We start from the raw sequence: 12,909 nt of genomic DNA on the forward strand, positions 1-12,909 counted from the left end.
ATCGGGAGCTCGACCTCAACTCAGGGTCAGCCAATTACGCATGCTCTGGGCCGCCCCTATAGACGACCCTTTGGACTAATTTCAATGGCTTCTGCGATGGCCAGAGCGTCCTCAAGTTCTACACCAAGGTAATGGACTGTGCTGTCCATTTTGGTGTGACCCAGGAGGAGCTGAACAGCCGGCAGGTTTCCAGTCTTTTTGTGGATCTGTCTAACTTTGGTGCGGCGCATCGAATGGGCTCCATGGGCCGTCGCTTCAAGGCCGATCGAAGTTACCCAGTCGCAGACAATCCGCGCATATTGGCGAGTCGAGATATGCAGGCGTTCGTGGAAACGACCTGGCCACAGATACTCCGAGCCGACCATAAGTTCATCTTCCATCCATTGCTCGATGGAAGCCCGCGTTCCTTCGGAGATCTCGAAGCGGACAGGTTTCTGCATCTTGCTTTGCAACACTGAGGCCCGCTCTTTGATCTGGCCCGACGCCATTACGTTGACGACTTTAATCTTAACGAGATCACACCCACGAAGCTTGCTGTCGATCGCCATGTTGAACAGCGCGAGATCGCGATAGTTCTCGGCCAATTCAAGCCGGACGCTGATAGCCCAGACATGCTTCGGCTTGAGCGCGCGCTTCTGACCTACGATGCGACCCTTGTTCCAGGCAGGGCGAAGTGCGCGAATGGCTGCTAGGTTTGGTGTTTCCATGACTGATCCTCCGATCCGCCATGTCCTCCCACGCAACGACAACCCGACGTTGACCAGAGCACCTTATCACAAGATGCTGAGTTGCCTTCGAGGACTGCGGTGAGCCCTCTTTGACCGGTGCTGCGTCTGTATTTAATGGCCTCTTTGAGAACGTTGGTGCGATCAAGTGGGGCTTGGGCCCGTTCCAACCCGCGGATGTACACGTGTTCCGTCCGACAGTCCGATGCACAATACGATTTCGTCGGCGCGCGGTGCGTCAGGCACCCCGAGCGTCATCGTGTCGATATGGTCAAAAGACCATGCCTCATCCTTGTGACCCAGTGGCAAATCAACGGACCCGCCCAACGGCCCGACTTTGTGGTTAGAAGGCATCAGGGATTTGCCGCCGCCAACGGCTGCCCGCACCGGTTTGCCAAGCGCGGGGTGTAGCAGGGCGGCCCCATGCTCCATCGCGCCCAAAGATCCGACGAGGGCCGCTTTTCCATAGCAGACAGCGGGTACAGCCAGCATGCTCACCAACTCTTGTGTCAGTGACTCACCAAGTTGCGCGCCGACATCGAAAAGCGGCGACAGGTCGTCTTGATGGACGCCAGCAAGGGGTTTCTGATGACGGCCATTGCAGCGACGCGCGTGATCTGGTCGCATGACTGCCCCATTTCATCTGCGGTGATGAACTCCTTGGTGAAAACCGTTTTCCGTGTGTTGAACATCACACTTTCCTTTCCTGACGGACCACGGGCGCACCCCTGAAAAACTGAAACGCGAAACCTAGCGGCACCACGGCAAAGAAGAGGATCATTGCAAGCCACAGGGGGCCCTGCGGATTATCAGTTGCGTCAAGGATCGCACCAGCGACCGGCGGCGTGATCCACATGATCGCATAGTAAACAGTTAAGAACATCCCCATGCCAAAAGCCCTGACCTGAGGCCGCATGGCTTGCCCTGCCATCGCCATGATGACCCCGGCAGGCGCCATGCCGATCAGTCCAAACAGAATGCTCGCGCCAACTCCGGCGCCTGGCAGACCGAGCAGCAAGAGTGCCGCGATAGCTCCACCCATACAGACCGCCAAGACAGCATTCCGCCCGTCAAATCGGTCCACGATCTGCCCGCATACCGCACCTGAGAAAATCATGATCCAGCTGCCGATACTGATGATGCCAGCAGCAACGATGGCGGTTTGGCCGTGGCCCTCAAGAACCTTTGGCGCGAAGGCAAGATAGATGACGTAGGCTGCGTTAAAAACGCCCCAGGCCGCCGCCGCACACAGTAACAAAGACCATTCCTGCCGTGTCAGCGCAACCCACGCTCCGCCTGTCGCATCCGGCAAATCATGCGGCGGACGGTAGAGCAAAAAGACACCAAACGCTGCAATCAGGCAATACACTGAAGCGGCCTGAAACGGGACTTGCCAGCCGTATGTCTGCGCCAACCAGGCGTGGCCAACTTGTCCCATTGCGATCCCGAAGGGCCAGCTCATCACCAGGATGCTCATGGCCGTGGCGATCTCGCGACCTTCGAACCAATCCGCTACCATCTTGGTGAAATATAGCGAGGTGAACAGAAAGCCGACCCCTGCACAGACGCGGCCTATCCCAATAACCCAGCTGTCTGTTGCAAGGGAGGACGCGGCCCCACCCAAAGCCAGTGCCCCGAGCCCGAACACCACCATGATACGATCAGAAACGTACCGTCCCCAGTACCCGGCAGGGATGGACAAAAACAAACCTGGAGCCATGAACAGCCCGATTAGGAAGCCGATATCAACATAGTCGAGCCCAAAGGCGACAACGAGATCGTCACTCACTGAAGCCACGGTTTGAAATTGGAACCCGATCCCGATGCGGGCCAGAAACAACAATCCCAGGACGCGCCAGCGCATCACGCCCAGCCGAGCCCGCGCAGCGCGTGTACGTCGTTCCAGATTTTGGTCATATGGCTGATCTTGTCGCCGTCGAACTGAATGACATAGGCATAGTCCGAGACCACTGCTTTGCCCGTTGGCGCGACCGGTCCGCCTTCCCCGGTTTGCGCTCCATGGAATTCGGCGGCGGCAACAACGGTGCCGCGCGTTTCATCTGCCGCAAAGGCTGTCAGCTTGTAACGGCCATCTGGCACGGGGGTCAGAAGCCCCTTCATCCACTCAGCGTATTCGGCAAGTGTTGCCGTCTCCGCCAGCGCGTCAGCCTGACAGGAAAATCCCGCCCCTTCGTGGCAGAAAGGCTTGCAGCCTTCCCATCCTTTGCCGGTTTCGCAAGCTTCAAAAAAGGCTTTTGCAGTTTCATATTGTGACATTGTGCTATCCTCTATGTTTACCTGTTGTAGAGAGTTTGGCCCAACGCCCATGGTGCTAGGTATCGTGCAGATGCTGTAAAATCAGCATCCGACATGCAGTATTCAAACTACAGCATTTGCAGGATTGCTTGTTGAACGCGTTCTCATCACACTCATAGTACGTTGATTTTCTCGGAGTATTTTAGGTGTCTGGACAATCAGGTCTCAGCCAAAGAGAATTGCAGATCGCGCAATCTTATGCGGGTGGAGAGACCTATCAGACAATCGCTGACACGCTTTGCATTGCACCATCCACTGTGAGGACGCATCTGGCGACCATCTACCGCAAGCTTGAAGTCTCCTCAAAACTGGAACTGGCAACCCATCTGAATGGCGACGCCCCGCACCCCCGCAGCCAATCCGAAATGGCGGCTATCGTGTCCGAATTGGCGCTAAGCCTAGAAGAAGCAATCAGTCGGGAAAGAGCCCTGAGCGAAGTCTTGCGGATCATAAGCGCGTCCCGAGGTGATCTGGAAGCAGTGATGCCATTGATCCTGACCTACGCCCTTGAACTTTGTGATGCGGAGTTTGGCATTCTGTTCGAGTATCAGCACGACGGTAGGTTTCTTGCCAATCACGCTGCAGGAATTCCGAAACCGTTTAGGGCGTGGCTGGATGATCAAGGCGTCTTCGCCGTCAGCCCCGAAACTGGTCCCGGCCGCATGAACAACCAGCGTGTGGTCATCAATATCATCGACGTCAAATCCGAGGCAATTTACCAAACGGACGATCCCTTGCGCTATGCCACAGCGGACCTCGGCGGGGCGCGGTCCTTTATCGCTATTCCTATGCTTGCCGGTGACCGTTTGGTGGGCGCGTTCACGATCTATCGCCAGACGGTGCGCCCTTTTTCCGACGACACCACTCGGCTTGCGCAGATGTTTGCGGCCCAAAGTGTGATTGCTTTGGAGAACGCGCGCATGATCAAAGCGATACAGGCGGCGCATTCGTGACCGAGAAGTTCGACGAGACAAGCACGCTCACCACCCGCGAAAACCAAATCGCGGAGGACTACGCACAAGGCGAAAGCTATCAGCAGATCGCGGATCGTTTGTGTCTTGCGCCGTCTACGGTGCGCACACATTTGGCCACCATCTACCGCAAACTCGGCGTGTCCTCGAAATTGGAATTGCGTGATCGGCTGACCCCCGTTGCGACCCGGCTCTCTTACTTGCCCATCGAACGTCCCACCCGACCAGAAAGACCCTCCATCGCGGTGCTGGCCTTTGAAAACATGTCCGGCGATGCTGAGCAGGAGTACTTCTCCGACGGGATCAGTGATGACATCATCACGGCCCTGTCACGGTCTCCTTGGCTGTTTGTCATCGCACGAAACACGACATTTACGTACAAAGGCAGATCCGTTGATGTTCGGCGCATCGCCGAAGAACTTGGGGTTCGGTTTGTCCTTGAAGGCAGTGTCAGACGGTCAGGCGACCGGATGCGGGTGACGGCGCAGCTCATCGACGGAACAACCGGTGGGCATGTTTGGTCCGAACGCTATGACGGGCAGCTCATGGATGTCTTTGATCTGCAAGATGAAATTACTCGTAACGTGGTGGCCTCGATCCAGACAACTGTTCACCTAAGTACCATTCAAGAGCCCGTTGAGCGCGCGACACGCCCCGATCTGACGGTCTGGGAACTGACAATGCGGTCTTGGCATCTGCTTTATGATTTCACACCAGAAAGCTATGCCCACGCCAAGACGTTGCTGGAACGGGCATTGGCGATTGACCCTGAGAGCGCCGAGGCGAACATGATCTTGTCGTTGATCAACCACCATATCGCCATCATGGGGTTTGTACCGGACGTCCAGCCTGCAATGGAAACGGCCTACGCATTGGCACGGCGCGCCACGCAGTTGGACGACCGCAATGAATATGCGCATTGGGCATTGGGGATTTCGTGCTGGGGGCTGCTTAAATACGATGAGTCGCTTGCATCCTTGGAGCGCGCCGTGGCCCTGAACCCAAACTGCTCGCTGGCCTATGGCAGTCTTGGTACATTGCTTGGCATTCTTGGCCGCTCGGACGCGGCTATTGCCAATCAGGAAATCGCTATCCGCTCAAATCCTCTCGACCCAAGCATCTTCTTTCGTTTTTCCGGTCTTGCGCTTGCGCATTATATGGCTGGACGTTACGCCACCGCAATCGAATGGGCAGAGCGCGCAATCCATCGTATGCCAACGTGGTATTTCGCACACTTCATCTTGGCCGCGAGTCATGTGGCGCAAGGCCACCAAGAAGACGCGACCAACACCGTCAAATCCTGTCAGAACGTCCTGCCTGACATCAGCGTCAAAGATCTTGATCGTGTTCCTTTGAAAGATCTCAAAAAATTGAACGAACTGCGGGCGCGATTGTTCAAAGCAGGTTTTTCTGGATAACTGATAGTTCGTTGAAACAGCCTTTGACGCAACCGCTGCGAAATGGTGCTGCGCCCGCGGATTGCGGGTTTAAGAATGTTGAAAATTTGCGCTTGCAGCGAATGTCCGGAATGCGGGTGCAACCGCAGTATTCAGAAACCCAACTGAGTGTCAGTTAAGGTCGTCCTCATCTGAGTAGGTTGTGCTGGTAGTTATGATGCTGCACTCGACCGAGGTCCGCAATGAGCCCAAGGTGACGGATGCTGCAACATGACCGGACGGAAGCAAATTGCGGTGCAACTGAAAACAGCCGGGTTCGGCCTATTGTCGGAGGCAACTTACCAGTTGACTGACGAGCACAAGGAATATAAACGCCAATCTGCTCTCTTTTAGTCATGACGGTAGTATAATGCGCAAGTTGCTTTTTCCTGTTTTTTTGGTTTTGGCAGGGTGCGCAACAAGCAAACCTTTGCCCCAGAGTGAGGTTAAAGCACTGGTCGATGCCTGCCTCGAGGAGACACAGGCAACTGGTGTTTATTCGGTCTTCCCAGGCGGTGCGTCCAGCAACCCTGAAGGGGCATTGCCGCGTGCTCGTGCCGTTGAAAATCTTGGAGGAACGAAGTCCGGTGCTGATGCCGTTAATGCGTGCATTCGTCGCCGCGCACTTGCCTGAATTCAGATCAGCGGACTTTCGCTCCGATGGATAAAAGGCGGCTTTTCCCGCGAACCGGTCATCGGGCGCTGCGAGGTGCTGGTGAACTTCGCTTCGCAGCGAATGGCGGGAATGCGGGCGCGACCGCAGCATCCAAACCAACCGGCGGATGAGGGCTTTGGCCGTGCCGTTCGTACCCAAGTTCGGTGGTGGTACAGAGAGTTCATTGTTGCTATGAGACCATGCTATTGTCTACTCCGTGATCGTTAGTCGCTCAGCGACCCAGGGAAAAATGATATTCTCCAGGCGTTCGCTCACCTGTTCGCGATGGTCACCCGCATAGACGTCCAAACGGTGTGGGATGCGTTCCCTGCCAAATTGCTGCGACAATTCAAGCGTTCCCTTTGGGATATGCAAGAATTGATCATTGAGACCGACATCCATTGCCAACCCACTCAGTTGGCGAAGATTGTCGCGGGCTGTCTGCACTTGCCTAACCGGCAGCTGATCAAGATATCGATCAAAGGTCGCGTTGTTTAGGATGATCTCTCCGCGAACGATCTCAAATGGAAACTTACCGTAGATGGGCGCGGCTTCTGCATCAGGGCTGAAGGCCGTCACGATTCCGAGGACAGCGATTGGATAGAAATCGCCACTATCGATCAGTTTTTGAAGATCCTCCGGCTGATTGACCGATGCTGCCCGTCGCCAAGCATCATTGCCAAAGCTCAGGTCGTCGTTGGCTGCAAGGCAACAAGGACTAAGGGCCCATACCACGGAGAAAACTCCTGGTCGCGTCATCGCAAGATGAAGCGCGCCATAGCCACCCATTGAATGGCCCACAACAGCGCGGCTATCGTCATCCGGAATGGTCCGGAACCGCGCATCAATGGCTCCAACCAGATCATCAGCAATATAATCAGCCCAATTACCGCTAACGGGTGAATTTCGGTAGAACCCTCCGCCGTATTTGTTGCCGCCATTGGGCATGACCACGATCAGCTCTGGCATTTGCCCGGTTGTGATGAGGTGATCCAAGATGGTTGGCACCTCAAAATTCTCCGTCCAGACCCCATAATCGTCAAAAATGCCATGAAGCAGATAGACCGCCGGGAAGCGGCTATCTGGCTGCTGGTCGTAGCTGGGCGGTAGATAGATGGCAGCGGCCTGAATGCTAGGGCTTTCAAGAAGATTGTCCTCCAGCGCGGGTGCTGGAACCTCGATCTCGACCACACGACCAGTGGTTTCGAGACCGGATTGAGCAAGCGATTGTATAGGGGCGAATGTAAAGATGACCGCAGAGGCCAAAACCCAATCCCGTATCTTCAGCATCGCGCCACCTCCATGTAAATACTGTTTACATTTAGGGGCTACCGAGCAATACGCAAGTGGGCGGCCTCTGGCGCGTCGATTGGTTTATCGCTTGCTCTGTGTCCACTGCGTAGATCAGTCAAACAGCCACCTCCTTGCACCCGCAGCGAATGTCGGCGATGCAGGCTGAAAGCGCAGCGTAGCGATTGGCTACTAGATGTCCCCTATGGGCCGGTTTGCGTTCGATGCAATCTAGCCGTGGCTTTCTGCCGCAACGATATTGCGTAGCTGAATCCCGTCGCGACCAGGGGGTGCGCCGAACATCCGGCGGTATTCGCGGCTGAACTGCGATGGGCTTTCGTAGCCAATGGCAAAACCGACCTGAGCCACATCCACCCCTCCCGACAAGAGCAATCGCCGGGCTTCCTGAAGACGCAAACTCTTTTGGAACTGAACCGGTGTCATTGCGGTCGCGGCCTTGAACTGCCGGTGAAACGTCGCTGGGCTCATCCCCGCGAGCATTGCTAAATGGGGCACACTCAACGCTTCATTGAAGTTCTCCCTCACCCAGGCAATCGATTTGCCAATGCGCGCAACGCGGCTGTCAGCCAAGCCGACTTGGCAAAGCATGCCAGCTTGCGGGCCATTCAGAAGCTGCCATATGATTTCCCGCTGTATCATCGGTGCGACGACGGGTATGTCACGGGGGCGCTTTGCCAACGCCAAAAGCCGTTCGAGCGGGTCGATCAAGTCACTGGACAGAGGATGCACAGCGAGTGCCTCAGGTGTGATTTCGGCACCTGTTCCCGTTGTGGGGTGATCAAGCAACAGCTCAGCTACAACCGCCGGATCGACAGTGACGATCATGGCCGCGTAGGGGCGCGCTTTTGAGGCGGTGGTGATTTCCGCTTGCACCGGCACATCCAATGAGGCAATCAGGCATTTTCCTGCGTCGTAGCGATAGCTCCTGTGTCCGACCCGGCTGACCTTAGACCCTTGAAGGACAACGCAGAGCGAGGGTTGATAAACGCCGTGCAGAGGACCCGTCGGTTCTTCGGCTACGGCAAGAAAAACGCCGGGCAGAGGGGGCTCACGCCCATGGATCTGCCAGAGATCCAGAGCGCGTTCCGTCAAGGTTTCAAGATGCGGGCTCGTCATGCCGTTACTCTACCTTGTCACCCATGGGTGGCCAGACCAATCCCGGACGTTTGAGAGGATCGTGCAATGTTTCGCGAGGATCGGCGTGGCATGAACAGGCTGTGAGGTCGCATATCTTTGGCGAGCCTCGGCTGCATCGGCCCAGGCACTTTCAACGAAGGAAAGATATAATGCGTTATAAACGCCTCGGTCACAGCGGTCTCTTTGTCTCGGAACTTTGCCTCGGCACTATGACGTTCGGCGGATCGGACGACATGTGGGGGCAGATCGGCAAGCTCCAGCAGGACGATGCAGACGGCCTGCTAAAAACAGCTTTGGATGCGGGCATTAACTTTATCGATACCGCCAATATCTACGCGACGGGCAAAAGCGAAGAGATCCTCGGGGTATCTCTGAAGAATGTCGGTGTCGCTCGGGACGACGTTGTGATTGCAACCAAGGTCCACGGCCCGATGGGCGAAGGGCCAAATGCGCGTGGTTCTTCGCGTGGGCACATTTTGGATCAGGCAAAGGCGAGCCTCAAACGGCTGCATCTCGATCACATCGACCTGTATCAGATTCATGGGTTCGACCCAGCCACGCCAATGGTCGAGACGCTTGAGGCATTGGATATGCTGGTTCGGCAAGGCCATGTCCGTTATCTCGGCCTTTCGAACTGGGCGGCGTGGCAGATTGTCAAGGCAGTTGGGATTGCAGAGGCAAGGCATCTTGCGCCGATTACGTCGTTGCAAGCTTACTACAGCGTTGCGGGTCGCGACCTAGAGCGGGAACTGGCACCGATGCTGCAAGCTGAGCAGATCGGCCTGATGGTCTGGAGCCCGCTCGCAGGTGGCTTTCTCTCCGGTAAGTTTGATCGAGAAGGAAAGACCGCGGAAGGTCGCCGCGTGAGTTTCGACTTCCCGCCGATCGCTAAGGACCGGGCTTATGATGCAATCGATGTGATGCGGGCTATCGCGAAGGATAAGGGCTGTTCGGTGCCACAGGTGGCGCTGGCCTGGCTACTGCATCAGAAGGTCGTCACAAGCGTCATATTGGGTGCAAAGCGTCCAGAACAGCTTTCCGACAACGTTGGTGCCGTTGAAGTCACCCTTTCATCAGAGGATATTGCGGCGCTGGACAAGGTGACACAGTTGCCAGCGGAGTACCCAGGCTGGATGATTCAGCGGCAAGGCGAATATCGGTCGCATATGCTTCAGTAAAAAGGAATCAATGCGGGCCGCCTTGGCGGCCCGCTCAAACAGGCTGCGCTTAGGGCTGGATTCTTGGATTAGATCGGATGTGCGCTTTTGGAACGCTGCATTGGCGCAATGATTGACATGTTCAAAGTCCGGTTTGGGCCGTCAAATGACAATTTGATGAACCCCTGATGTTTCAGCCAAAGTCTCACTCGGGTGGATGTCCGCGAAGATTTCAACGATGTTATGCTCTGGGTCCCTAAAGAACAGGGTCCTGTGGGTCCAATCTTGGTTCGTAGGTGGTTCGATGACGTCCAAGCCACATTCGACAAGCTTGTCATAGGCGAGATCGACATCAGCGGGTGGCACACGAAAGCTGATCTGGATGGAAGCGGATGATGACGGCACGCTCGGTCCATCATAGGCGCGCCCTCGCTTTCGTAGGCCAAGAAACAAGACCCCAACCCTAAAGAACATCATTCGTTCGGGGAAATCCTCTTCTATTTGGAACTCAAATAGTTGCTCGTAGAAAGCTCTCATCTTTGCGAGGTCATGGCAAAGGATGATCACGTAGTCCAAGCTGCGAATGGCTCTGAAGCCGCTGTATTTGTTCATGTCCGTTCAACCTCAATATCTTGGTTCGTGAAAGCGATCGTCGGGGATCACGGCAATTGGCGCGACTTCCACCAGTAGGTCTGGTGTGATCAGCCCCGCTGCCTGGATTAGAATGCTGACCGGGCCATGCTCCATTTGGAGGCGTTCGGCCCTGACTTTCTGAATCGCCGGCATGTCCGTTGGGTCCAGATAGAAGACGGTTAAGGAGACGATATCTTCCAATTGCCCGCCGACGGCTTTCAGAATGTTCTCGACATTGTCGAAGCATTGCCGTGCCTGCGCTTCGCAATCGCCCTTGCCAATGACGTTGGCATCTTTGTCCCATGCCACTTGTCCGGTCATGTGGAGCACGTGGCCCTTCGGCGCGATCACACCATGATGGAAAGGACGGCCAAGTTGTGGCCATCCAGTCGGAGGGTTGTATCTGATCATTATGGAGGTCCTCATCCTGACTTTTGGCAAGACTTGACCGGATTGCCTGCTTTTACTCAAACGACAAAATTTGAACGCGAGACTCAGAAAATCTCAGTCTCGTTCGGAGGTCGTCCATGCTAAGACGCCCCAAGGAGACAGCATGACCTATCGATTTCCATCCTTGAACGGGCTCAAAGCATTTGAGGCGGCGGCGCGGCATTTGAGCTTCAAGGCTGCCGCAGCTGAGCTTGGCGTCACGGCCGGTGCCGTCAGCCAGCAGGTCAAGCGATTGGAAATGTCTCTCGGTATCTCTCTCTTCCGGCGCCTCCCTCAAGGGTTGTTGTTGACGCGGGAAGGCGCTGCTTATCTCCCTGACATCTCGCGCGCTTTCGACGTCCTCACAGACGCCACGGAAGCAGTTGCTCCAGCTCTCAATGGCCGCAAGCTGAGCATCGGTCTCGACCGGCTGGTCGTCGAGCGGCTTCCAAAAGGATGGCCGCGGCATTCGACCGAGCTTGAGTCTTATGTCCGGGATACACGGATCACCGACGAGATTGAACTGATCTGGAACAACGAACTTGATGCATTGCTTCTCGCCAGGCAAACACGACACGGAAGTCTTTCAGAGAATGCCGTCTGTCCAAATGGCAACTCAGAGCCAATTTATTTCATCACCCGACCTGGTCTGGCTGAATGCCGTCAATCGCGCGCGATCATTGAAGCATTGGCGTCCGAGAGCGCAGAGTAAACGCGACAAGACGCGTGGTTCGTTGGAATTGCACCGAGAATGAACGTCCTGTATGGATGTCTCCTGCATAGCAAGACATTTTTGAGCTGATTTGATCGTCTGTCAGATGCAGTCGTGTGTCCGGCCTATTGGCGCAGCGCACGCGGCTGCTGGCCCTGATGGTTTCCGCTGGCCAAGTCCCAAACCGCAATACGGACAACTTCGTGTCCCTGACATTCGACGGGGTGTCTTGGTTGGCGGACTGACATTGCTCCATCATCTCAATGGTCTTGCGTCTCTTGTCTTCCTTTTGGGTGTTTATGCTGTGTGAGGCTGATACCTTTCGTTGCGGGTCAAAACCGCCCAGATGATACGGGCCGTTTTGTTGGCCATGGCGACGGTAGCCACGCGCGGGGATTTTCGTTCTCGCAAGGACATTGCCCATGGATCTACGCGGTCCGGATTGTCCTTCATGTGTCTCAGTCGTGCTGTCATGCCTGCTACCAATAGGCGTCTGACGTATCTGTCTCCCATCTTGGAGATGCGCCCAAGACGTTCGTTGCCAGCGCTGGATCGGTTCAAGGGCGTCAGTCCCAGCCAAGCAGCAATCTCGCGTCCATTGCGGAATTGATGCCCGTCGCCAGCGGTCGCGACGATCGCCGCGGCGGTGACCGGGCCAACCCCGGGAATGGTTCGCAATAGCATGACCTGGCGGTCTCTTCGACCTTCAAGCAGGATGCGTTTATCGTACCAGAGAATGCGCAGATGCAGAGCGACCATCTGGTTGCACAGGTTCGTTAACGCATCAATGGCGACATCGGGAATGCTCGGGAGGTCTCCGTCCAATACCGCCTTCGCAAACTTCACGGCTCTACCGACCCCTTGCGCGATCACAATCCCGAACTCACCCAACAGTCCGCGTAACATGTTGCTGAGCTGGGTCCGCTGCCGCACGACCATGTCTCGGGCACGGTGGAGGAACAGGACACCCTGCTGTTCCTCGGTTTTGATCGCCACGAAACGCATCGTAGGGCGCGTGACCGCTTCACAGATCGCCTCAGCGTCGATGGCATCTGACTTCCCACGTTTAACATAGGCCTTCACGTACATCGCAAGCATCAGCCGGACTTTATGGCCCAGCTTTTGAAACTGCCGCGCCCAATGGTGGCTGGATCCGTAAGCTTCCATGCCGATGAGACAGGGCTCAAGGTTCTTGAAGAAGTCCAAGAGCTGTGAACGCCTGAGTGACTTGTTGAACGCAACGGTCCCATCTTCTGTGATCCCGTGCATCTGAAAGATGTTCTTGGCCAGATCTAGGCCGACTTTTGTAACCTGCATTGGGTGGCTGCTTTCCTAGCAGTGATAGACAACTGCAGTATGGCGCATTGTGACGCCGGGGGAACAGGAGCCATCCACCCCATCCGCAATGCAGGCTGCAAGCGTAGCAT

The 12,909-nt window shown here is 55.8% G+C and carries 15 protein-coding genes; 5 read left to right on the forward strand and 10 right to left on the reverse strand.

The features are described from left to right. Positions 1 to 56: 56 nt before the first annotated feature. From Q1A63_RS11100 to Q1A63_RS11120, 5 genes are all read right to left on the reverse strand, one after another. Entirely contained in the window at positions 57 to 707 is a 651-nt protein-coding gene (locus tag Q1A63_RS11100; protein WP_298971710.1) for a tyrosine-type recombinase/integrase, read from the reverse strand. Positions 708 to 869: 162 nt separating this feature from the next. After that, a complete protein-coding gene (locus tag Q1A63_RS11105; RefSeq protein WP_298972596.1) occupies positions 870 to 1,280 on the reverse strand; it encodes an amino acid synthesis family protein in 411 nt (136 codons plus the stop codon). After that, on the reverse strand, positions 1,235 to 1,417 hold the full coding sequence (locus Q1A63_RS11110) for a hypothetical protein (protein ID WP_298972639.1): 183 nt from the start codon (positions 1,415 to 1,417) through the stop codon (positions 1,235 to 1,237). The genes Q1A63_RS11105 and Q1A63_RS11110 overlap by 46 nt, the downstream gene beginning before the upstream one ends. Continuing rightward, on the reverse strand, positions 1,417 to 2,589 hold the full coding sequence (locus Q1A63_RS11115) for an MFS transporter (protein WP_298971712.1): 1,173 nt from the start codon (positions 2,587 to 2,589) through the stop codon (positions 1,417 to 1,419). The genes Q1A63_RS11110 and Q1A63_RS11115 overlap by 1 nt, the downstream gene beginning before the upstream one ends. Continuing rightward, the gene (locus Q1A63_RS11120) at positions 2,589 to 3,002 is read right to left on the reverse strand and encodes a nuclear transport factor 2 family protein (protein ID WP_298971714.1); all 414 of its coding nucleotides are present in this window, start codon (positions 3,000 to 3,002) and stop codon (positions 2,589 to 2,591) included. Before Q1A63_RS11120 ends, Q1A63_RS11115 begins: the two co-directional genes overlap by 1 nt. Positions 3,003 to 3,187: 185 nt before the next feature. Between Q1A63_RS11120 and Q1A63_RS11125 the strand changes: the two genes are divergently transcribed. The 3 genes from Q1A63_RS11125 (at position 3,188) to Q1A63_RS11135 (ending at position 6,082) form a co-directional block, all read left to right on the forward strand. Continuing rightward, complete coding sequence (locus tag Q1A63_RS11125) at positions 3,188 to 3,994, forward strand: LuxR C-terminal-related transcriptional regulator (protein WP_298971716.1); 807 nt, start codon at positions 3,188 to 3,190, stop codon at positions 3,992 to 3,994. Beyond that, positions 3,991 to 5,430, forward strand: coding sequence for a LuxR C-terminal-related transcriptional regulator (locus Q1A63_RS11130; RefSeq protein ID WP_298971718.1), 1,440 nt, complete (start codon positions 3,991 to 3,993; stop codon positions 5,428 to 5,430). Before Q1A63_RS11125 ends, Q1A63_RS11130 begins: the two co-directional genes overlap by 4 nt. A gap of 388 nt (positions 5,431 to 5,818) precedes the next feature. Continuing rightward, the gene (locus tag Q1A63_RS11135; protein WP_298971720.1) at positions 5,819 to 6,082 is read left to right on the forward strand and encodes a hypothetical protein; all 264 of its coding nucleotides are present in this window, start codon (positions 5,819 to 5,821) and stop codon (positions 6,080 to 6,082) included. 231 nt (positions 6,083 to 6,313) lie between these two features. Here the strand turns inward: Q1A63_RS11135 and Q1A63_RS11140 are convergent, their stop codons facing one another. Further along, positions 6,314 to 7,393: an alpha/beta fold hydrolase gene (locus Q1A63_RS11140; RefSeq protein WP_298971722.1), complete on the reverse strand. Its 1,080-nt coding sequence runs from the start codon at positions 7,391 to 7,393 to the stop codon at positions 6,314 to 6,316. Positions 7,394 to 7,624: 231 nt separating this feature from the next. Beyond that, positions 7,625 to 8,530 carry an AraC family transcriptional regulator gene (locus Q1A63_RS11145; protein WP_298971724.1) on the reverse strand — a complete coding sequence of 302 codons (906 nt, stop codon included), beginning with the start codon at positions 8,528 to 8,530 and terminating at the stop codon, positions 7,625 to 7,627. A 170-nt stretch (positions 8,531 to 8,700) separates the two neighbouring features. Here Q1A63_RS11145 and Q1A63_RS11150 point away from each other — a divergent pair, with 170 nt between their 5' ends. Then, complete coding sequence (locus Q1A63_RS11150; RefSeq protein WP_298971727.1) at positions 8,701 to 9,729, forward strand: aldo/keto reductase; 1,029 nt, start codon at positions 8,701 to 8,703, stop codon at positions 9,727 to 9,729. 141 nt (positions 9,730 to 9,870) lie between these two features. Here Q1A63_RS11150 and Q1A63_RS11155 read toward each other — a convergent pair whose 3' ends face one another. Further along, entirely contained in the window at positions 9,871 to 10,320 is a 450-nt protein-coding gene (locus Q1A63_RS11155) for a VOC family protein (RefSeq protein WP_298971730.1), read from the reverse strand. A 12-nt stretch (positions 10,321 to 10,332) separates the two neighbouring features. Beyond that, positions 10,333 to 10,752: a RidA family protein gene (locus tag Q1A63_RS11160; RefSeq protein WP_298971732.1), complete on the reverse strand. Its 420-nt coding sequence runs from the start codon at positions 10,750 to 10,752 to the stop codon at positions 10,333 to 10,335. A 142-nt stretch (positions 10,753 to 10,894) separates the two neighbouring features. Between Q1A63_RS11160 and Q1A63_RS25655 the strand changes: the two genes are divergently transcribed. Further along, entirely contained in the window at positions 10,895 to 11,482 is a 588-nt protein-coding gene (locus Q1A63_RS25655) for a LysR family transcriptional regulator (RefSeq protein ID WP_366524333.1), read from the forward strand. Positions 11,483 to 11,779: 297 nt separating this feature from the next. Here Q1A63_RS25655 and Q1A63_RS11170 read toward each other — a convergent pair whose 3' ends face one another. Beyond that, entirely contained in the window at positions 11,780 to 12,799 is a 1,020-nt protein-coding gene (locus Q1A63_RS11170) for an IS110 family transposase (RefSeq protein ID WP_298971734.1), read from the reverse strand. Between the last annotated feature and the right edge of the window lie 110 nt (positions 12,800 to 12,909).

Source organism: uncultured Roseobacter sp., from assembly GCF_947499265.1.
GTDB lineage: Bacteria > Pseudomonadota > Alphaproteobacteria > Rhodobacterales > Rhodobacteraceae > Roseobacter.